At 65.7% G+C, this 19978-nt stretch carries 21 protein-coding genes, 1 tRNA gene and 1 riboswitch; of the genes, 9 read left to right on the top strand and 13 right to left on the bottom strand.

Annotated elements, in window-relative coordinates; all coding sequences use genetic code 11:
• Nucleotides 1-24: 24 nt before the first annotated feature.
• The 7 genes from QX039_RS31350 to QX039_RS31320 form a co-directional block, all read right to left on the bottom strand.
• On the bottom strand, nucleotides 25-1671 hold the full coding sequence (locus tag QX039_RS31350) for a lysine--tRNA ligase (protein ID WP_315735809.1): 1647 nt from the start codon (nucleotides 1669-1671) through the stop codon (nucleotides 25-27).
• Between the two features lie 142 nt (nucleotides 1672-1813).
• Complete coding sequence (locus tag QX039_RS31345; RefSeq protein ID WP_315735807.1) at nucleotides 1814-2722, bottom strand: transporter substrate-binding domain-containing protein; 909 nt, start codon at nucleotides 2720-2722, stop codon at nucleotides 1814-1816.
• Nucleotides 2723-2820: 98 nt separating this feature from the next.
• On the bottom strand, nucleotides 2821-3414 hold the full coding sequence (locus tag QX039_RS31340) for an SCO family protein (protein WP_315735806.1): 594 nt from the start codon (nucleotides 3412-3414) through the stop codon (nucleotides 2821-2823).
• A 21-nt stretch (nucleotides 3415-3435) separates the two neighbouring features.
• On the bottom strand, nucleotides 3436-3624 hold the full coding sequence (locus tag QX039_RS31335; protein WP_315735804.1) for a hypothetical protein: 189 nt from the start codon (nucleotides 3622-3624) through the stop codon (nucleotides 3436-3438).
• A gap of 132 nt (nucleotides 3625-3756) precedes the next feature.
• Nucleotides 3757-4281, bottom strand: a complete 525-nt coding sequence (locus QX039_RS31330; RefSeq protein WP_315735802.1) for a hypothetical protein — start codon at nucleotides 4279-4281, stop codon at nucleotides 3757-3759.
• A complete protein-coding gene (locus QX039_RS31325; RefSeq protein WP_315735800.1) occupies nucleotides 4278-4568 on the bottom strand; it encodes a hypothetical protein in 291 nt (96 codons plus the stop codon). Before QX039_RS31325 ends, QX039_RS31330 begins: the two co-directional genes overlap by 4 nt.
• 426 nt (nucleotides 4569-4994) lie before the next feature.
• Nucleotides 4995-5354 (bottom strand): hypothetical protein, encoded by a 360-nt coding sequence (locus QX039_RS31320; protein ID WP_315735798.1) that lies wholly within the window; start codon nucleotides 5352-5354, stop codon nucleotides 4995-4997.
• 165 nt (nucleotides 5355-5519) lie between these two features.
• On the opposite strand from QX039_RS31320, the gene QX039_RS31315 reads away from it, so the two are divergent.
• Together QX039_RS31315 and QX039_RS31310 are read left to right on the top strand one after the other, a co-directional pair.
• On the top strand, nucleotides 5520-5885 hold the full coding sequence (locus tag QX039_RS31315; protein WP_315735796.1) for a nuclear transport factor 2 family protein: 366 nt from the start codon (nucleotides 5520-5522) through the stop codon (nucleotides 5883-5885).
• Between the two features lie 174 nt (nucleotides 5886-6059).
• Entirely contained in the window at nucleotides 6060-7925 is a 1866-nt protein-coding gene (locus QX039_RS31310) for an AMP-dependent synthetase/ligase (protein ID WP_315735794.1), read from the top strand.
• Between the two features lie 34 nt (nucleotides 7926-7959).
• On the opposite strand, the gene QX039_RS31305 is transcribed toward QX039_RS31310, so the two are convergent.
• A tRNA-Gly gene (locus tag QX039_RS31305) sits at nucleotides 7960-8033 on the bottom strand.
• 242 nt (nucleotides 8034-8275) lie between these two features.
• Here QX039_RS31305 and QX039_RS31300 point away from each other — a divergent pair.
• The 5 genes from QX039_RS31300 to QX039_RS31280 all read left to right on the top strand — a co-directional run bounded on the left by QX039_RS31300 (nucleotide 8276) and on the right by QX039_RS31280 (nucleotide 11232).
• A complete protein-coding gene (locus QX039_RS31300; protein ID WP_315735792.1) occupies nucleotides 8276-8695 on the top strand; it encodes an SPW repeat protein in 420 nt (139 codons plus the stop codon).
• 224 nt (nucleotides 8696-8919) lie between these two features.
• Complete coding sequence (locus QX039_RS31295) at nucleotides 8920-9492, top strand: methylated-DNA--[protein]-cysteine S-methyltransferase (RefSeq protein ID WP_315735790.1); 573 nt, start codon at nucleotides 8920-8922, stop codon at nucleotides 9490-9492.
• Between the two features lie 76 nt (nucleotides 9493-9568).
• Nucleotides 9569-10408: an AraC family transcriptional regulator gene (locus tag QX039_RS31290; protein WP_315735788.1), complete on the top strand. Its 840-nt coding sequence runs from the start codon at nucleotides 9569-9571 to the stop codon at nucleotides 10406-10408.
• Between the two features lie 52 nt (nucleotides 10409-10460).
• Nucleotides 10461-10820, top strand: a complete 360-nt coding sequence (locus QX039_RS31285; protein WP_315735785.1) for a VOC family protein — start codon at nucleotides 10461-10463, stop codon at nucleotides 10818-10820.
• A 10-nt stretch (nucleotides 10821-10830) separates the two neighbouring features.
• Nucleotides 10831-11232 carry an SRPBCC family protein gene (locus QX039_RS31280; protein WP_315735783.1) on the top strand — a complete coding sequence of 134 codons (402 nt, stop codon included), beginning with the start codon at nucleotides 10831-10833 and terminating at the stop codon, nucleotides 11230-11232.
• 16 nt (nucleotides 11233-11248) lie between these two features.
• Here QX039_RS31280 and QX039_RS31275 read toward each other — a convergent pair whose 3' ends face one another.
• Both QX039_RS31275 and QX039_RS31270 read right to left on the bottom strand, forming a co-directional pair.
• Nucleotides 11249-12727 (bottom strand): MATE family efflux transporter, encoded by a 1479-nt coding sequence (locus QX039_RS31275; RefSeq protein WP_315735782.1) that lies wholly within the window; start codon nucleotides 12725-12727, stop codon nucleotides 11249-11251.
• Between the two features lie 120 nt (nucleotides 12728-12847).
• Nucleotides 12848-13954 (bottom strand): 2'-deoxycytidine 5'-triphosphate deaminase, encoded by a 1107-nt coding sequence (locus QX039_RS31270; protein ID WP_315735780.1) that lies wholly within the window; start codon nucleotides 13952-13954, stop codon nucleotides 12848-12850.
• A gap of 112 nt (nucleotides 13955-14066) precedes the next feature.
• A riboswitch (SAM riboswitch) is annotated at nucleotides 14067-14146 on the top strand.
• Between the two features lie 76 nt (nucleotides 14147-14222).
• Between QX039_RS31270 and QX039_RS31265 the strand changes: the two genes are divergently transcribed.
• Nucleotides 14223-15431 (top strand): O-succinylhomoserine sulfhydrylase, encoded by a 1209-nt coding sequence (locus QX039_RS31265; RefSeq protein WP_315773990.1) that lies wholly within the window; start codon nucleotides 14223-14225, stop codon nucleotides 15429-15431.
• Nucleotides 15432-15532: 101 nt separating this feature from the next.
• Here the strand turns inward: QX039_RS31265 and QX039_RS31260 are convergent, their stop codons facing one another.
• The 3 genes from QX039_RS31260 to QX039_RS31250 are packed head-to-tail and all read right to left on the bottom strand — an operon-like array spanning nucleotide 15533 to nucleotide 18808.
• Nucleotides 15533-16696, bottom strand: coding sequence for an SGNH/GDSL hydrolase family protein (locus QX039_RS31260; RefSeq protein ID WP_315773991.1), 1164 nt, complete (start codon nucleotides 16694-16696; stop codon nucleotides 15533-15535).
• Between the two features lie 13 nt (nucleotides 16697-16709).
• Nucleotides 16710-17468 carry an SGNH/GDSL hydrolase family protein gene (locus QX039_RS31255; protein ID WP_315735774.1) on the bottom strand — a complete coding sequence of 253 codons (759 nt, stop codon included), beginning with the start codon at nucleotides 17466-17468 and terminating at the stop codon, nucleotides 16710-16712.
• Complete coding sequence (locus tag QX039_RS31250) at nucleotides 17468-18808, bottom strand: OpgC domain-containing protein (protein WP_315773993.1); 1341 nt, start codon at nucleotides 18806-18808, stop codon at nucleotides 17468-17470. The genes QX039_RS31255 and QX039_RS31250 overlap by 1 nt, the downstream gene beginning before the upstream one ends.
• A 323-nt stretch (nucleotides 18809-19131) precedes the next feature.
• Between QX039_RS31250 and apaG the strand changes: the two genes are divergently transcribed.
• Nucleotides 19132-19524 (top strand): Co2+/Mg2+ efflux protein ApaG, encoded by a 393-nt coding sequence (apaG, locus tag QX039_RS31245; RefSeq protein WP_315735770.1) that lies wholly within the window; start codon nucleotides 19132-19134, stop codon nucleotides 19522-19524.
• The last annotated feature ends 454 nt before the right edge of the window (nucleotides 19525-19978 follow it).

Raw genomic sequence — 19978 nt, 5'->3', positions numbered from 1 at the left:
TTTGTGTGACGACGAGCGAGCCCCTCACGCGCTCCGCGCCAGCGCCCCGTCGATCATCGCCACCGCATTGTTCACGCCGTAGACCGCGACGAAGGAGCCGAAACGGGGGCCCTTCTCCTGGCCGAGCAGCACCTGGTAGAGCATGTTGAACCAGTCCAGCGACACGCCGGGGCGGCCGTCCTTGCCTTTCTTGGCGTGGTCGAGGAACGGCTCGCGGCGGCCGATCTCGTAGACCACGTTCTGGATGTCCTCGGCCGTGGCCTCCGCCGGAAGATTGGACAGCGCATCGCGCAGGTCCTGCAGCGCCACGCGCTCGCCCTCGGTCGGCTCGCGGAAGGTCTTGGTCGGCGCGACGAAGTCGCGATAGTAGTTGATGGCGTAGCCGACCATCGCGTCGAGCTTGGGATGGGTCTGCGGCGTCACGCCGGGCCGGTAGCGGCCGATGAAGCCCCACAGCGTCTCGGCATTCTCCGCGTTCGACGACGACACCAAGGTCAGCAGCAGTTGGAAGGTGACGGGCATGTCGGCCTTCGGCGGCTTGCCGGAATGAATGTGCCAGACCGGATTGCCGAGCTGTTGCTTGGCATCCTGCTTCCGAAAACCATCGATGAACTGCTGATAGTCGTCGACGTTGCGCGGGATGACGTCGAAATACAGCCGCTTCGCCGCCTTCGGCTCGCGATACATGAACAGCGACAGCGATTCCGGCGAGGCGTAGCGCAGCCATTCGTCGATGGTCAGCCCGTTGCCCTTCGACTTCGAGATCTTCTGGCCCTTCTCGTCGAGGAACAGCTCGTAATTGAAGCCCTCAGGCGGGGTGCCGCCGAGCGCCGCGCAGATCTTGCCCGACAGCTTCACCGAATCGATCAGGTCCTTGCCGGCCATTTCATAGTCGACGCCCAGCGCATGCCAGCGCATCGCCCAGTCCGGCTTCCATTGCAGCTTGCAATGGCCGCCGGTCACCGGAACGGTCATGCGCTCCTTGGTCTCCGGATCGTCGTAGGAGATGGTGCCGGCCTTGGCGTCGTGCTCGACGATCGGCACATACAGCACGAGGCCGGTGCGCGGGCAGATCGGCAGGAACGGCGAGTAGCTCGCCGCGCGCTCCTCGCGCAAGCTCGGCAGCATGATCGCCATCACCTTCTCGAGCCGCTCCAGCATGCGCAGCAGAGCCGCGTCGAACTTGCCGGAGGTGTAGTAGTCGGTCGCGGAGGCGAACTCGTAGTCGAAGCCGAACCGGTCGAGGAAGGCGCGCAGCCGCGCATTGTTGTGAGCGGCGAACGACGGATATTCGTTGGAGAACGGATCCGGGATGCGCGACAGCGGCTTGCCCAGATGCGTGGCCAGCATGTCCTTGTTCGGCACGTTGTCCGGCACCTTGCGCAGGCCGTCCATGTCGTCCGAGAACGCGATCAGGCGGGTCTTGATCTTGTCCTCGGTGAGCACGCGGAAGGCGTGGCGGACCATGGTGGTGCGCGCTACCTCGCCGAAGGTGCCGATATGCGGCAGGCCGGACGGGCCGTAGCCGGTCTCGAACAGCACCTCGTCCTTGGGGTTCTTCTTCAGCCGGTTGACGATCGCTTTCGCCTGCTCGAACGGCCAGGCGTTGGATTGTTCGGCGAGCGCGCGCAAGTCGCTCGGGCTGGTCTGGACGAGATCGATCGTGGACATCGTGAAAAAGACTTCTCCGAAGACGTCAGTGCAAAACAGCGGTCATGATACCCATCATTCCGGGGCGATGCGAAGCATCGAACCCGGAATCTCGAGGTTCCGGGGTTCGCGTCTTCGACGCGCCCCGGAACGACGGCAAGCGCTAGAAAGGGCTGATCGAGAAGTAGCGCAGCCACAGGTCGGTGTAGCGGCCTTTTTCCCAGACCCGGAACAGCGCCCAGTTCAGCGCCTGGCGCAAGAGGTCGTTGCCCTTGCGCACGGCGATGCCGACGCCCTCGCCGAAATAGCGGCTTTCGACGAAAGGTCCACCGGAAAAGGCGCAGCAATCGCCGGAATCGGTGCCATTGACCCAGAACGCCAGCGAGATGCCGTCGCCGAAGATCAGGTCGACCTCGGCCCGGCGCAGCGCCTGCCGCAGCGCCTCGTCGTTCGGATAGGTCTTGATCTCGGCGTCGGTGAACATCGCCTTGAGGTAGGCCTCGTGCGCGGTGCCGGCGACGGCGCCGATCTTCTTGCCCTCGAGAAATTCGGGGCGGATCTCGGTCATGACGGCATCGCGGCGGGACACGAAGCGGGCGGGCGCCCGGTAATACGGATCGGAGAAGTCGGCCCGCGCCCGCATCTGCGGCGTCACCGCGATCGAGGCGATGATCGCATCGCCCCGGTTCGAGGACAGCGCATCGAGCAGGGTTTCGAACCGGCGCATCTGGACGGTGCAGGTGACCTTGATCTCGTCGCAGATCGCCCGTGCCAGATCGACGTTGAAGCCGGCCGGATTGCCGTCCGGACCGGTGAAGTTGAACGGCGGATAGTCGGTCTCGGTCAGGAAACGAATCACGGTGAGGCGCGACAAATCGGGCCGGTCGGGCCGGCGTCGCGGGTCCCAGAAGCCGGGGACGGCCTGCGGCGCCGCCTCGACGGCGGGCCGCACGGGCGCCTGGGCGCGCACCTCCGAGCCGGCTGCGGCGAGACCGAAGCAGAGCAGCGCGCTGGCGATGGCGGCGCGGGCCGCAGGCGCGGATTTCACGGGCTTTGATAAGACGGTCTGCATCAGCGGTCCCGATGGTCAGCGCCTTATAGACCATCCCGGCGCAAATTCGAGGCTGGATTCGGCCCGGAGGCGGCCGCCCGGCTGGAGCGTCAACGCGCTCAGAGGTATTTCTTGAGATCCGCCGCCGCTTCCTCGGGCGTCCGCTTCAGGTTGAACGGCGCGACGAACCGGCCGTTGCGGTCCATCAGATACACCAGGGCGGTGTGGTCCATGGTGTAATCACCGTCCTTCAGCGGGACCTTCTTGGCATAGACCCGGTACTCGGTGAGAACCTTCGCCAGGACCTCGGGATCGCCGGTCAGACCCTTCAGATGCGGGTCGAAGCTGGAGAGGTAGTCCTTCATCGCGGCCGGATTGTCGCGCTCGGGGTCGACCGAGACGAAATAGGCGTTGACGCCGTCGGCGTCCTTGCCCATCGCGCGCAGCACCTCGGAGATCTCGAACAGCGAGGTCGGACAGACGTCCGGGCAATGGGTGAAGCCGAAGAAGATCAGGGTCGGACGGCCTTCGAGGCTCTTCTCGGTGACGACGGCCCCGCTCTGGTCGGTCAGTTGGAACGGTCCGCCGATCGCGGCCGGCGCCGCGATGTTTCGGCCGCCGCCCATGATGAGGAACATCAGCGAAAGCCCGACCACGAGGCTGGCGGCAAAGGCTCCGACGATCACCAGGGGGCGGGTGGCATTGGATGGCATTGCGCGCTCCTTCATTGTCTCTCAGAAGCAGGCCTGCCAGCCGGCCGCGATCGTCTCGAAGAACACCGCGGTCCCGTACTGCACCCACATCGTCACGGCGCCGGCGACGAGCCCGATCGCCGCAACCCCAGCCACGATGGCCGAAGCGGAGGCCGAACGCCGGTCACCCGACGCGGACGGTATCTCTTGCGGCGCTGAAAGAGGCTGCATGATGACGTACTCATCGGGCGGGTGCTGGCCCGAGCGGCCCGCCCCTCGCGCTTCAGATAAGCCCCGCGGCCGGTCCAGGCAAGCGCCGCGGACGGGCAGCCGATCACCCGAAACGGCCGGTGGCCGGCGTCATCAATGGGAAGCGGAGGCCTTGGCCGCGGCCGGCGAGATGGCCGGCGCATTGGGCGCGACATGCGAGGAGGCCGGAGAGGATGCCTGGGCATCCATATAGCAGGGCTTGTACATTGCCTGCAGCTCCTTGCCCTTCAGGAAGATCATCCGGGGCGTCAGGCCGCCGCGCTGGGTGATCCAGCGGCGGATCGGCGACGGGTACATCGAGTACAGCATCTGGGTCGCCTCGGGGTTGGTGACGGCGCGGCCGTTGGCGCCGAAATCCCAGGCGGCGTGGAATCCGAGATTGGCATGCGAGGTGACGCAGATCTTCTCGTGGGGGATCGCCCCGAGCACGATGGTGCAGGCCGAGGCGCAAAGCCCGTCGATGATCACATACTCACCGGAGGATCGCAGGCCCTGGTACTTGTCGACATAGGTTCCGATCCGGCCGCCGCGGTCATCGGCGATCCGGACCACGGCCTGGCTGGCGCCGACCCCCGACAGCAACAGAACGACCGCAAGCAACCCCGTCCAGAATTTCATGTCGAGCCCCAGTTCAACCCGGCGAAACCGATCTGACCGACTTTGGTACGCGTCTTGAGATGCGCTTCTTCTGATACTTGGACTGCGGCGGGACCTTGCGACCACGAGCCCATCCGCAGAACCGGAACGCGAAAGCCAAATCCAAATCGCAAATGCAGCGTGTTTCGAGATCGTGTTTTTGTCCAGGACAGCGCGGTGACGAAAGCCAAATTCACCGCGAGTGTTGCAAGCCCGCTGCACCAATGAGTCGCTACCACCGAAAATGGCCGAACGCTGGTTCCGGACATGGCGATGGCGCCACGAGCAAGGCAGAGGCCCGGCATGATTCGCCCATCGGCGCGGCAGCGGCGTCACGGCGGCACAAACGACACTCCGGAAAAGCCCGGTGGCCGAGCTTCCGCGCGACACACGCCCCGTTGCCCGGTGACGGCGGGACGCTCACCCCTCTCATCGCCGGCCCAGGGGCGCTCGTGCGATCACGATCGTGGGTGCGGGCTCCCGCCAGCCCTGGCTGGCATGGCCGAAATCCGGAGATGCGACCAATGCAATCACAAGTTTGGACCGTGCCGAGCCCCGCCCCGCAAGCGGGCGCGGCAGGATCACTCCCAGCAGCGCGCCGTCTGATCGCGAGATGGAGCGAGGTCCGGCCGATATCGCGCTGGCAGCGGGGAGGGCGATCTGCCTCCCGACGCCCTCGGTCCCCGTGAAGTTAACTAATTATCGGGCAGCCGAATCCGCGCTCCAAACGTGACGAGCGGCGCATCGGCGGCGCTGAGCTGGATCTGCCGCTCCGGCACCTCCTGATAGCTGCCGTCTTCAATCTTTCTTAATTCATATTGCCAGACCGTTAACGTCTCGCCGCGCGCGAGCGCGTCGCGGATGCGGCTGGCGCCGCGTCCCGGCAGCTTGACGAGGTCGTCGCGCATCATGCCGATCATCGTCGGGCGCTCGCCGCGATGCAGCTCGAAGAACACCATGCGATTGGGCTTGTCCTGCGGCTTGAGCACGGTATCCGCCGTGAACAGCACCAGACAGATTGCGACGGCAATCCACTTCCAAGTGTCGGACATCATGAGACGCATTCCCCGCACCGCCTCCGCGCGTGGAGTAGTCCTCGCGCAAACAGGCGGCAACTTACAGTTCTGTCATTCCGGATGAGATGACGTTCGACGTAATCGATTCGCTGCGCGCCGGGCGCGATGATGGGCTCCTCATCGTTCACAACATGGAGAGCACCGATGACCAACCCGACCGAGATCGCCGAGAGCTACATCGCGCTGTGGAACGAACGCGATGCCGCGCAGCGTAGTGCATTGCTCGCACGTCACTGGACCGCGGATGCGCTCTATGTCGACCCGCTGATGCGCGGTGAAGGACGCGATGGGGTGGATGGCCTGGTCGCGGGCGTGCAGAAGCGCTTTCCCGACTTCCGCTTTCGCCTGATCGGCTCCGCGGACGGCCACGGTCATCATCTCCGCTTTTCCTGGGAGCTCGGCCCCGAGGATGCGGAAGCCCCGATCCAGGGCACGGATTTCGTCGAGCTGGCCGACGGCCGCATCCAGCGCGTCACCGGGTTTCTCGACAAGGTCCCGCAGGGCGCCTGACGGACGTCCCGTTCCGCCCGGCTTCCGCAGTGCGGTCGGCCTGCCGCGATGGCCGGGCTCCCATGCGCAGACGCACGACCTGTCTCGTGGTGATTGCGCTACGTCAACGTCGGATCCGGTCCGCCGCTGCAGAGCTTCTGCTTCGCGACGAGTTCAGGATCGCCGGAGACGGGCGTGCAGCAGTCAAATCCCATCGATGATCACGCCATGGCGACCGGCACGCTGGCCGCCATCACCACCTTGCCCGAACTCTGGCGCTGGCGCGTCGAACGGAGCCCGGACAAGCAGGCCTACCGACATTTCGACGCAGGAAGCGGCCGATGGGCGAGCTTCTGCTGGCGCGAGATCGATCTCGTCGTCGACCGCTGGCGGCGGGCGCTTGCGGCCGACGGCTTCGCCCAGGGTGAGCGTGTCGCCATCCTGATGCCGAACGGGATCGCGCATCTCGCCATCGACCAGGCCGCGCTCTCGCTCGGCCTGGTGCCGGTGCCGATGCATGCCGTCGATAATGCCGACAGCATCGCCTACATACTCGCCGATTCCGGTGCCCGGCTGCTGCTGGTCGATTCGGACACACGCTGGGATGAGATCGCAGCGGTCGGCGAGGCCCTGCCCGACCTGCGGCGGATCGTCTGCGCCGACCGGCGAACGACCCAGCCGACCGGCGATCCGCGCCTCGTCGATCTGGAGGCGTGGTTGAACGCAGCCGGCAACGCCACGCTTCCCGGCACCCGGATCGCCATCGCGCCGCACGACCTCGCCGCCATCGTCTACACCTCGGGCACGACGGGCCGGCCCAAGGGTGTGATGCTGTCGCACGACAACGTCGTCTCCAACCTCAAGGCCATTCATCAGCGGCTGGCGGCCGATACCGACGACGTATTCCTGTCGTTCCTGCCGCTGTCACACACGTTCGAGCGCACTGCGGGCTACTACTACCCGATCGCCATCGGCGCCTGCGTCGCCTATGCGCGCTCGGTGAAGCAGCTGTCCGAAGATCTGGTGGAGGTCCGTCCGACCATCCTGATCTCCGTGCCGCGCATCTATGAGCGGATCTACTCGGTCATCATGCATCACCGCGCGATCGCAAACCCGCTCGAACGGGCGCTGCTCGACCTGACCATCGCGATCGGCGGCCGGCGCTTCGATGCGCAGCATGGGCGCGGAACCAGACTTTCAGCGTTCGACCGAATCGCGTGGCCGCTGCTGCAACGCCTGGTCGCCGCCAAGATACTGGCTCGATTCGGCGGACGGCTGCACGTCGCCGTCAGCGGTGGCGCCCCGATCGCCGAGCCGGTGGTGCGGCTGTTCCTGGCGCTCGGGCTCGAGGTGCTGCAGGGCTACGGCATGACCGAGACATCGCCCGTCGTCAGCGTCAACACGCCTGACGACAACGACCCTCGCACCGTCGGCCGCGCCCTGCCGGGCATCGAGGTGCGCATCGGCGACAATGACGAGTTGATGGTGCGCGGCCCGAACGTGATGCTCGGCTATTGGCACCGGCCGGAGGAGACCGCGCGCACCAGGGAAGCCGACGGCTGGCTGCACACCGGCGACCAGGCCCGCATCGACGGCGGACGCATCACCATCACCGGTCGGATCAAGGACATCCTCGTCACCTCGACCGGCGAGAAGATCGCGCCCGCCGATCTGGAGACCGCGATCCTGACCGATCCGCTGTTCGAGCAGGCCATCGTGATCGGCGAGAACCGGCCGTTCCTGACCGCGATCGTCGTGCTCAACGCCAACGGCTGGGCTGAGCAGCAGGCGAGGCTCGCGGCGCACGGCCAGCGCGGCACCGAGGCCGAAGCGGCCTCTCTGCTGCGCCACATTGCGCGAGCCGCGAAGGCCTATCCGTCCTACGCGACGCCGAAGGCGGTGCATTGGACCTTGGAGCCGTGGACCGTGCAGGAAGGCCTGATCACGCCGACGTTGAAGAACAAGCGTCCGGCGATCGAGCGGAGCTTCGCGAAGGAGATCGAGGCGATCTATGCAAAACGCGCGGCAGCTTTGCGGCCATCGGCTACCGTACGAAGCTGATTTTGCAGAGCGTAGCAGCAGGACATTGCGGCATTGGAGCGGGCGAAGGGAATCGAACCCTCGTATGCAGCTTGGGAAGCTGCCGTTCTACCATTGAACTACGCCCGCGTTCGCCAATGCTTAGCCGAGACCATGCGTTTCGCCAAGCGGCTTGTTGCCGCGACACCGCCAGGCCCAAGAGTGGCGGACGCAATAGTTCTCCATCGGCCTGATCTCCGGATCGTGATCGGCCGCGACCGCCGGCTCCGGAACGGATCGGGCCGGTCGCGCTTTTGCCCGTTGGAGGCGGCGCCCCTCGCTGCTTCGCCGCGCCGTCAAGGTCCGCCGTCAATGTCCTGGGAGCTCACATCATGCAGAGCCACAGCCCCGCGTCTCAGACCGCAACCTCGAAAGCCCTCGCCATCATGGCGGGCCCGTCGGCGCTCGACCTTTACACCCTCGGCTGCGGTCTGTTCCTTGCCGTCGCGCCCTGGCTGTTCGGCTTTGTCGGCAGCGCCGGCCGGATCGATGCTGCGTTGGCGGGGGCTGCCGTCGTCGTGCTCTCGCTCGGCGGCCTCCTGGCGTTTGCCGATTGGGAGGAGTGGCTGAAGGTCGCGCTTGGATTGTGGCTGATTGCAGCTCCGTGGCTGCTCGGGTTCGTGCATACGTCGGCGATGCATGTCAGCATCACGATCGGGATCGCCGTGACCTTCCTGAGCCTGCTCGAACTGTGGCTTGCGCACGATCCTGATTTTGCTGGCGATAGGCCTGCATTGGTGAGCCAGCCGTAGCGCCTCTGGTCGATCGCACCTCGCCTGCGCGCTGCGCCGCATTCCGCGATCGCGATGCCGATGACAGAGATCGCAGACAACGATCGCAACGGGACGCTTGACAACCATCACCCAAATCAGGGCAAACCCGCCCCGGTCACGCCGCGCTGTTAACACTTTGTAAACAAAGTTGATGCGGGCGATCGTGACGATGATATGATGTGACGTGGGGTTGGGGTGGCGTCATGGGGCGTGGGTATACGATCTTTGATACGGCCCTCGGCCGTTGCGGCATTGCGTGGAGCGATGCCGGAATCACCGGCGTACAACTGCCGGAAGCACGGGAAATCGAGACGCGGCGGCGCCTGTTTCGCCAATTTCCCGAAGCGCGGGAGCAGCGCCCGTGTTCGAATATTGAACTCGCCATCGAAGGCATCACCGCCATGCTGCGCGGGCAGGAGGTCGACTTCTCCGATGTCGTGCTCGATCTCGGCGGCGTGACACCATTCAACCAGCGCGTCTATGATTGCATTCGTGCCATTCCGCGCGGCGAGACGCGCAGCGCCGACGCGATCGCAGACGAACTGCACGTTCCCAAGGCGCTGAATTCGATCGCGCAGGCGCTGAGCAAGAATGCGCTCGTGCTGATCGTTCCCTGTCACCGCGTGCGCGACATCGGCAACGGCCTCGACAAGCCGTCGCCCAACAGCGGCGTCATCTCCAAGCGGCGGCTGCTGTCGCTCGAAGGCGCACGGCCTCATGCGGGCCTGACGTTGTTCGACGCGTTTCTCGCGGTCGACCGGCCGCGCGCGTTGTAAGCGGGCGCCTCGCTGCGCGCGATATTATCTCGGACGCAGCCCTCCTCTTTCATCCGCAATGCGCTAGATTTGCAGGATGACCGCCACCATCCTGTTCGAAAGCCGTGACGTCACCGTCTCCGAGTTCCGCTGTGCGGCGGTTCCGGGCGAGCGTCCCTATGTCGAGCAGTATTCCGGCTACTCGCTGTCCTATGTGCGCAAGGGGAGCTTCGGCTGTCGGCACCGCGGCCGCTTCTTCGAGCTGGTCACCGGCTCGCTGCTGGTGGGCCATCCCGGCGATGAGTTCATGTGCACGCACGATCACGTCTGCGGCGACGAATGCCTGTCATTCTTCTTCGATCATGCGCTCATCGACGAGATCGGCGGCAACAGGCAGGCTTGGCGGGTTGGCGCGATGCCGCCGCTGCCGGAGCTCATGGTCCTCGGTGAGCTCGCGGAGGCCGTCGCCGCGCGCGAGCAGGACCTCGGTCTGGACGAGGTTGGCCAGATCATCGCCAGCCGCTTCGTCGCGACCGCCACGGGCCAGCAGGAACGGGCGGCGACGCCAAGCCTTCGTGATCGCCGGCGCGCGGTCGAGAGCGCATTGTGGATCGACGACAATGCGGCGCGCGACATCGATCTGGCGGCTGCGGCTGGTGAGGCCGGCGTCAGCCCGTTCCATTTCCTGCGGCTGTTCGCGGCCACGATCGGCGTGACGCCGCATCAATATCTGATCCGCTCCCGCTTGCGGCACGCCGCACGGCGTCTCAGCGAGGAGGATACGCCGGTCACCACCATCGCCTACGATTCGGGTTTTGCCGATCTGTCGAATTTCACCCGCACCTTCGCGCGCGCTGCCGGCGTGTCGCCGGCGAAGTTTCGCAAGGCGTCGCGCGGCGAGCGCAAGATTCTCCAAGATCATCTGAGCCGCCATTGATTGGATGATCCCAGCGCGTGCGACGGCCGCACGCGAAGCATGGAGATCATCGATGTACGATCATATCGGCCTCAAGGTCGGCAATCTGGACGCGAGCGTACGCTTCTACACATCGGCGCTGGCGCCGCTCGGCCACATCCTCTGCTCCAAGGACGAGGCGTCGGCGGGCATCGGCCCGAAGGGGGAGCCGGCGCTGTGGCTGTATCTCGACAAGGGCGCCAGCAAAGGCGCCGCCCATATCGCGTTCCGCGCCCAGGACCACGCGGCGGTCGCCAGATTCCACAGCGAGGGTCTGACGGCCGGCGGCAGCGACAATGGCGGCGCCGGGCCGCGCGCGGACTACAGTCCGACCTACTACGCCGCCTTCCTGATCGATCCCGACGGCAACAACATCGAAGCCGTGTGTCCGTGAGGTCCCGGCCATGGCATCGATTCAGAAGGACATCCCGATCGCAGCCTCCGCAGCCGCCGTCTGGGACGCCGTGCGCGACTTCGGCGCCGTTCATACCCGGCTGGCGCCCGGCTTCGTCGTCGATTGCCAGCTCGACGGCGACGTCCGGATCGTGACCTTCGCCAACGGCAATGTGGCGCGCGAACGCCTCGTCAGTTGCGACGAGGCGCAGCAGCGTCTGGTCTACACGATCGAGAGCGAACGCGTGACGCATCACAACGCGTCCGTGCAGATCATCCCCGACGGCGCGCAGGGTTGCCGGATGCTCTGGATCACCGACGTGCTGCCGCACGCCATCGCGCCCTATATCGAGCAGCAGATGGCGCTCGGCACGCGCGCGATGCAGGACGCCCTAGGCGGGCTGCGCGCCTAGACGAGCCGAGCAGCCGTCAGCCGACATGCGGAGATGGCGGGATCTGCGCCCCCGAGCCGAGCTCGGCCGCCAGCACGGCCGGGCGCAGCTCCAGCGCTGCGGCCGGCTTCGGGCCCCAGCGGGTGAGCATGACGGTGGCGAGCGTCAGCACTCCGAGCAGGACCATCGAGGACGCCGCCAGCATGAAGAAGTCGCCCTCGGTCGCGGCATGGCTCAGCAGATAGCTGCCGCCTGCGGCGATGAAGACGAGCCGCACCGTCTGTGCCAGCACCGGACCGATCACCCTGGCTGCGCCCTGCGAGGAGAAGTACATCGAGATCGCCAGGCCGATGAAGGCATACATTGGCGCTGCGACCTGAAGATAGTGCCGACCCGCGCTGCGCGCGCTCTCGTCCTGGGTGAAGATGTCGACCCACAATTGCGGAACGATCGCGATCAGCGTCGACAGCGCACCCACCGACGCGAAAGAGACCAGCCCCGCCGTCCAGGCGATCCGGCGGGCGCGCACGATTCTTTCCGCACCGATCGCCATGCCGACCATCGGCACCGAGGCCATGCCGACGGAGAACGCGACAGTGGTCACCATGAATTCGAGCCGTGCGCCGATGCCGTAGCCGGCCAGCACGGCGGTGCCGAACGATGCCAGCATGTGCGTGAAGATCGCGATCGACAGCACTGATTGCAGCGGCGAGAAGCAGGCGATGGCGCCGACCTTGAGGATGTCGGCGAACATCGCACGGCTGATCTTGAGGCCCCGCAGCTTCGGCCGGACGCGCGCGCGGCCGGAGAACAGATACCAGCCCATCACCGAGATGCTGACGCAGAACGCCAGCAGCGCGCCGGCGGCGACGCCGCGCATGCCGAGCCCGAGGCCCAGACTCAGCGTGCCGCCGAGCACGATCTGCAGCACGGCCGAGCTAAGGATCATGAACGACGGCAGCTTCATGTTGCCGGTGCCGCGCAGGATGCCGGCCATCGAGTTCATCAGCCAGGGCAGGATGGCGCCGCCGAAGAAGATCTGCAGATAGGCCGTGGCATGGCTCAGCACCGCGCCGCGGCCGCCGAGCACCTCCAGCAAGGCAGGTCCGAACACCAGCATGCCGATCATGAAGGTCGCGCCGAACAATAGCGCGATCAGCAGCGCGTGCGTGGCGAGGGTCGAGGCCCGTTCGGTGTCGCCGGCGCCGAGCGCCCGCGCGATCGCCGAGGCCACGCCGCCGCCCATGGCGCCGCCGGACATCGTCATGGTCAGGATCACCAGCGGGAACACCAGTGCCATCGCCGCCAACGCCTCGATACCGAGCCGGCCGATATAGGAGGTCTCGGCGATGACGACGCAGGTGCCTGCCGTGTTCGCGATGATGTTGGGCCAGGCCAGCGACAGCAGGGTGCGCAGAATGGGGCCGTCGACGAGCGCATTCCGAACCGGCTTCGCGATGGGCGGCAACGTACGCCCCTCGCCGACCGGACTGTCGGCCAAGCCGATCTCGGACATGCTCGCTCCCCGTTTGGCCGCGCCATCTGGCGGGACCTTTGTCGTTCCTCCTAGCACACCGCCGGGCCGCGCCCCGTGCAGCGGGCGCATTGGGGGTGCGCGGTCAGCGCGCAGCCGGGCCTAGAGGCGGAAGTGCTTGGAGAGCTTCAGGCCCTGGGCCTGGTAGTTGGAGCCGATGCGGCTGCCATACATCGCGTTCGGCCGGGCCAGCATCTTCTCATAGACGAGGCGGCCGACGATCTGACCGTGCTCGAGGATGAACGGCACCTCGCGCGAGCGCACCTCGAGCACCGCGCGCGAGCCCTGCCCGCCGGCGCCGGCATAGCCGAAGCCGGGATCGAAGAAGCCGGCATAGTGGACACGGAATTCGCCCACGAGCGGATCGAACGGCACCATCTCGGCGGCGTAGTCCGGCGGCACCTGCACGGCCTCCTTCGAAGCCAGGATGTAGAACTCGCCGGGATCGAGAATGAGGCTGCCGTCGGGGCGCGCCTTGATCGGCTCCCAGAACTCCTCCACGGCATAGCCAGCGCGGCGGTCGACGTCGACGACGCCGGTATGGCGCTTGGCGCGATAGCCCACATAGCCGTTGGCATTGCTGCCGGACAGGTCGACGGAAAGAGCGACGCCGCCGACGAGATCCGCATCATCGCGATCCACCAGCCGCTCGGCCTGATGCAGCGCGATCAGTTCGTCCTCCGACAGAACCGCGTCGCGGTAGCGGAAGCGGACCTGGGACAGGCGCGAGCCTTCGCGCAGCAAAACGGGAAACGTCTTCGGGCTGATCTCGGCGTAGAGCGGACCGTGATAGCCGGCTCCGATCATGTCGAACCGTCGCGTGCCGTCGGCGATCACGCGGGTGAACACGTCGAGCCGCCCGGTCGAGCTCTTCGGATTGGCGGCCGCGACGATGTCCTTCGGCAGCGCGAGACTCTCCAAGAGCGGCACGATGTAGACGCAGTTGGTCTCCAGCACTGCGCCGTCGGCGAGCGCGAATTCGTGCAGCTTCAACTCGTCGATACGCTCGGCGACCGTCGCGCCCGGCCCGGGCAGAAAGCTTGCCCGCACGCGATAGGCGATGTCGCCGAGCCGCAGGTCCAGGCTCGCCGGCTGGATCTGGCTTTCGACAAAATCGTATGCGGGGATGATCAGGCCAGCCTCCGCCATCGCCACGATCATGCGATCGGGGAGGATGCCGTGGGCGTCGGGGCTGAGCGAAAACGGCAAGACCTGATCCTTTGCAGGCGCCGGAACGGCGGCTTATCGAGCCTATATAGGGTCTTTTTACCGGTTATCCGATGGCTGGCTTGACGGAAAGGCCGGTTGCGACTATGAGCACGACTTATCCCGTGGTGATTTGAGCCGGCCGGCTTGCAGCCACGTTAAATAAGTCGCTAAACAGGCCGGGGACGATTGTGATCCCGGCCGTGAGGAGTTTTCCCAGGCCGGTTTTTTTGTGCCCATCGCTGGAGGCGGTGGTCACGATGGAGGTCACATGTCGAAGTCCCCCGCGAAGGCCCCGGCGTCGTTCGCCCGCTATCGTCCTGAAACCCGTCTGGTGCATTCCGGCACCTTGCGTTCCGAATTCGGCGAGACCGCCGAGGCGCTCTATCTGACGCAAGGCTTCGTCTACGCCACCGCCGAGGAGTGCGAGGCGCGCTTCAAGGGCGAGGATCCCGGCTTCATCTATTCGCGCTTCTCCAACCCGACCACGGCAATGTTCGAGCGCCGCATGATCGAGCTCGAGGGCGCCGAGGCCTGCCGCTCGGCCGCAACCGGCATGGCCGCAGTCACCACGGCAATCCTCGCTCCCCTCCGTGCCGGCGATCACGTCGTCGCCGCCAAGGCGCTGTTCGGCTCGTGCCGCTACGTCGTCGAAGATCTCTTGCCGCGCTACGGCATCGAATCGACCCTGGTCGATGGGCTCGACCTCGACCAATGGCAGAAGGCGGTCAGGCCGAACACCAAGTCGTTCTTCCTGGAGAGCCCGACCAATCCGACGCTCGACGTGATGGACATTCCCGCGATCGCCGAGATCGCGCACGCCCGTGGCGCGCGACTGATCGTCGACAACGTGTTCGCGACCCCGATCTGGCAGAGCCCGCTCGCGCTCGGCGCCGACGTCGTGGTGTATTCCGCGACCAAGCACATCGATGGCCAGGGCCGCTGCCTCGGCGGCGTGATCCTGTCGTCGGAGGCGTTCATCGCCGAGCACATCCACAATTTCATGCGCCAGACCGGTCCGTCGATCTCGCCGTTCAACGCCTGGGTCCTGCTCAAGGGCCTGGAGACCTTGGCGGTGCGCGTGCGCGCGCAGACCGAGACGGCGGCGAAGGTGGCCGACTTTCTCGCGGCGCATCCGAAGATCTCGCGGCTGATCTATCCCGGTCGCGAGGACCATCCGCAGGCGGCGACCGTGCGCAAGCAGATGCGCGCCGGCTCGACGCTGGTCGGCTTCGAGGTGAAGGGCGGCAAGGCCGGCGCCTTCCGCACGCTCAACGGCTTGAAGCTCGCGCGCATCTCCAACAATCTCGGCGACGCCAAGACGCTGGTCACGCATCCGGCGACGACGACGCACCAGCGGCTGACGCCGGAGGCGCGCGCCGAGCTCGGCATCAGCGAGGGCTTCATCCGCTTCTCCGCCGGGCTCGAGCATGCCGACGATCTGATCGAGGATCTGGATGCGGCCCTGAGGGCCGCGTAGCGAATGGCCGCATAGAGAATGGCGAATAGGGCGTACCGATTGCATCCTATTCGCTACTCGCTACTCGCTACTCGCTACTCGCTATTCCCTACTCGCCACTCTCACATCGGCCGATAGGTCAGCACGTTGGCCGGCGTGTTGATGCCGAGCTTGACCTGGCCGACCGAGCGGATGATGTCGTCGCCGAGCAGCTGGGCGAAGCAGGCGTAGCCCCAATCGCTCATGTGCAGACCGTCCGAGATCACGAACTCGTTGATCGGGATCGCCTGCCGCTCGTGCCAGTCGCGCATCACCTCGAAGCGGGGGAAGATGCCGGCGTGATGCAGCTCGGCGATACGCCCGAGCAGCTTGTTCATGCGGCTGGCGTTCTCCGAGCGCTCGTTGACGCGCGGCGAATATTGCAGGTCGACCAGCACGACATCGGAGGCCGCCGCCTGGATCTTGGCGACGCCGTCATCGACCAGCTTGGCGGTCTCGGCGGGATCGAGATCGCGCAGCACGGCATTGGTGCCGACCTGCCAGATCACGAGATCCGGATGCCGGTCGATCACCGACGTCTCCAGCCGCTTCATCATCTCCGGCGCATCCTCGCCGCCGACGCCGGCATTGATGACGCTGATGTCGACCATCGGATATTGCCGGCGCAGCTGCGCGGCGAGCCGATTCGGATAGGTGTAGTCCGGCGCGCTCGCGCCATAGCCCTGCGTCGACGACGAGCCGAAGGCGACGATGACGACCGGCAGGCCGGAGGCGAGCTTGTTGGCGACGTGCGGCAGCGAAATGAAATTCTTCTTGGCGACGCCCTTCGGCGTCAGGCACGGCACGCGGTTGAAGATGTCGGTGGCCGACTTCGCGACCTGCTTGACCTTGTCGATCGCCCGCTCGGTGATGCTGCGCGACGGCGGCGCCGCCACGACGGCCTGCCCGGCTGCAGCCGGCGGCTGTGCATCGGTCATGGCCGGCGCGGTCGTCGCCGCAGGCGGCGAGGTTGTGGTCGCCGGGCGCGCCACGGCGATCGGCCCGGGCACCTGATCGCTCGCCTGCGCCACCGTGACGTGACCGATGCTCGGTCGCAGCCCGCTGATCAGCGGAGCCTTTGGATCGGAGCTCTCCGCATCGGAAAGCGCGGCGGGCGCAGCCGGCGCTGCGCTCTGCGCCCGTAGCTTCTGCGGGCTCAGCGCGAGGGCGATGGCAATGGCAATGACCGCAACGGCCGAAAGCTTCTCCCATGTCCCGGAGACGCGGTGACACTCATTCGACGTCATGAACGACATAACCCTAGTTCTGCTGCGCCGGCCCGATATGCGCCGCGTCGATGATGAACTTCGACAGCGCCCGGCCGAGGCAGTCATGAACCTGCTTGGCCAGCTCGACTCCGTGCGTCGGATTGAACAGGTCGAAATCGCCCTGCTCGTTCCATTGCCGCATGATGGCAAACCGATCGAACAGCGGAATGTCCCGGTGCTGCGCCACCACACGCATGTTGTCGACATAGGGCGGCACGGAGATCAATGTCTCCGTCCGCGGACTGTATTGCAGGTTCATCAAGACGACGTCAGCTCCCGCTTTCTGCAGCGTCGCCACACCGTCGTCGACCGCCTGCCGGAACTCATCAGGATCGATCGACCGCATGGCGTCGACCGTGCCGGTCTGCCAGATGACCAAATTAGGCCTTTTTCCTTCCACCAGTTTAACGAGATTGCCCGCGACCTCCTCGGCCGTCTTCTTGGGCTGCAGCTCGATGCTGAGATTGACGGCGACGGTTGGCAGCTTGTCCTTCAACGCAGCCTGCAGACGGGCGGGGTAGGCATTGGCGTCGGACGTGCTGACAATGGAGGATGACCTGCTTCCGACGACGAGAATATCCAGCGTGCGGCCGTTCTTGACGGCGTCTGCAACCTTCGGGAGCGGGCTCTCGGTGGTCAGCAGGTAGGCCGGCACCTCGCAGTTCTGCGGCGCTTCTTCCGCGCGCGCAGAGGCCGCCAGCGAAACAGCCAGCACTGCGATACCAAACCTTAACCACGAGACGGACTTCATCAGCCCCCTCCCGCCAGATCGGCGTTGCTGCGCGCACCTTTTCGCGTCGCGCCCTTATCGGCCTCACGCTTGTACCACGAAATCAACGACGCCACCCCCCACATGATGAGGATGCCGCAAAGGCTGATCACCGCGTGCATCATGGCGCCGCCGGACACTTCGGCAAGGACGAAGTGGCCCGCAAACGCCAGAAACACGCCGAGACAGAAGATCTCGAGCGAGTGTTGCCCACAGACAATCAGCGGACGCAGCCACGGCGACTTCAAGAGCGGCCAATCCTTGCGCAAATAGTGCACGGTGAGTGCTGCGAGTGCGAGAAAATGCGCGAAACGCAACACGTCAAGGTCGGTCTTGTCGATCGGATACATCCACTGCTCGATTCGGCGCGGCATCAGATGGCCGAGCTGCGGAATGTACCAGGTCAGGGTCACACAGAAGGCCGCGACCAGATAGGCGACGCAGAGCCCGAGCGTGATCGGCGAGTTGATGATGCGCGACATGCGCCGCGCGCCGCCGAGCGCGCACCAGGCGCCGAACACGAACAGCAATTGCCAGGCGAACGGATTGAAGGCCCAGAAGCCGTTGGGATAGGCCGTCAGATAGAGATCGAGCTCCCAGGTCACGGCATAGAGAATGACGGATAGGCCGAGCGTCACGTCGGGCCGCCAACGCATCAGCCACAGAATCAACGGCAGGAACAACATCAGCACGATGTAGAGCGGCAGCACGTCCATATTGACGGGGCGGAAGCGCAGGATCAGCGCCTGCACGATGGTCACGTCCGGCTGCTTGAGAAAATCCATGATTCCCATCTCTTCGGTGTAGAGCGGGTTCTCGAAGCTGGTCGCGACGTAGGAGATCTCGGCGAGGAAGATCGTGAACAGGAAGACGTGGGCGACGTAGATCTGCCAGACGCGGCGCAGGATGCGCGCGGTTGCGACGATGAAACCGGCATCCTGCATCGCCCGGCCGTAGACGAACGCCGCCGTGTAGCCTGAGATGAAGATGAAGATCTCGGTGGCGTCGGAGAAGCCGTAGTTGCGGAGCGTGAACCAGGTCAGCAGGTTCGGCGGCAGATGGTCGATGAAGATCAGCCATAGCGCCAGCCCGCGAAACAGGTCGAGCCGCAGTTCGCGCTCGCCGACCGCCGGGAAGGTGATCGCAGGGACGGCGGTGGTGGCGGGTGCAGCGCTGACGGCCGGCGCAGCCGCGACGGCAGATGCAGATGCAACCGCAGGTGCAGCCGCGCTCGCCGCAGCGGCAGTCTCCGTAGCCGGCGCGGGTGCGGCGCTGGCTGCGGGGGCGGACGGTCCGGCAAGGCGATCGACAATCGACGTCATCAGGCACCGCGTCAAAGCTGCCAGCCCTCGAGGCCCGGCAGGGGAAATGTAGGGCTGCGCAGTTTTCGCGCAAGCGATGAAGGACTTATCAGCTGGGCCGTGCCCAGTTTTTCGACCTTGGCGGACGGCTGGTGGCGATCGCACGACGCAGGACAGGGCGATCACCGCCAGGGTGCTGCCGGCCGCGCCCGATCCGAGCCCAAGGAACGGATCGCGCATACGGGCGACAGAGTCCGCGATTCTGGTGCCATAATGCGGAACTGTGTTGAAAGCACGATGGCGTCCCGATTGGTTCCGGCGCTGGTTTCCGCTACAATGCCACCATGTATCGCGCCGTGACTCGCCACATCGAAGTGACCGTCGAACCGAACTTCCTGCCTGAGAAGTCGTCGGTGGCCGATGGCCGCTGGTTCTGGTCCTATACCGTCGTCATCACCAACAGCGGGGAGGAGACGGTGCGGCTGCGCAGCCGGCACTGGATCATCACCGATGGGATCGGCCGGCAGCAGGAGGTCCGCGGCGAGGGCGTGGTCGGCGAGCAGCCGGTGCTCGCGCCAGGCGAACGCTTCGAATACACCTCCGGCGTCCCGCTCACCACCGCGTCCGGCTTCATGGCCGGCTCGTACCAGATGGAGAGCGAGAGCGGTGAGCACTTCGACATCGCCGTGCCGGCCTTCTCGCTCGACAGCCCCGACGGCAAGCGGGTGTTGAATTAGCTGAGAAGGCATGCAGTTCGACTGCCCCCCAGTCGTCCGCTCGCTGTCTCTTGTGCTGCTCTCGACGTTCAATACCTTGTCCTTGCGGCTCGCCTCGCCTGCCGATGTTTGGCCCGCTGTCGTCCCGGCAAGCTTCCGACAACGCGCCAGCGGACGACGTGCAATACGATGGATCCTGTACTCACGCCGCACGTCATCGTTCTCGCGACGCATCCCGCGTCCGAGCTTTGCCCATTCATCCGCCCGCCCTCCGCAAATAGAGGGCGCAGGGAAGGCCAGGCCTCGGCTGAGGCCTGCGGCCCGCCTGCAGAAAAAAAATGCAGGCGGCAGGTACCACAGATCCTATGGGGCGGCGGGTGGTCAAGAAGGGTTAGGATTTGGATTTCCGAACCATCCGGCCCTCGGAGGATCAAGATGATCAAGCTCGATCGCACTGACACACCCGCCGCGGCGG

The sequence above is a fragment of the Bradyrhizobium sp. SZCCHNR1043 genome, from assembly GCF_032489675.1.
Lineage (GTDB): Bacteria > Pseudomonadota > Alphaproteobacteria > Rhizobiales > Xanthobacteraceae > Bradyrhizobium.
The sequence above is the reverse complement of the archived record's forward strand: the minus strand, read 5'-3'. Positions and strand labels throughout refer to the sequence as shown.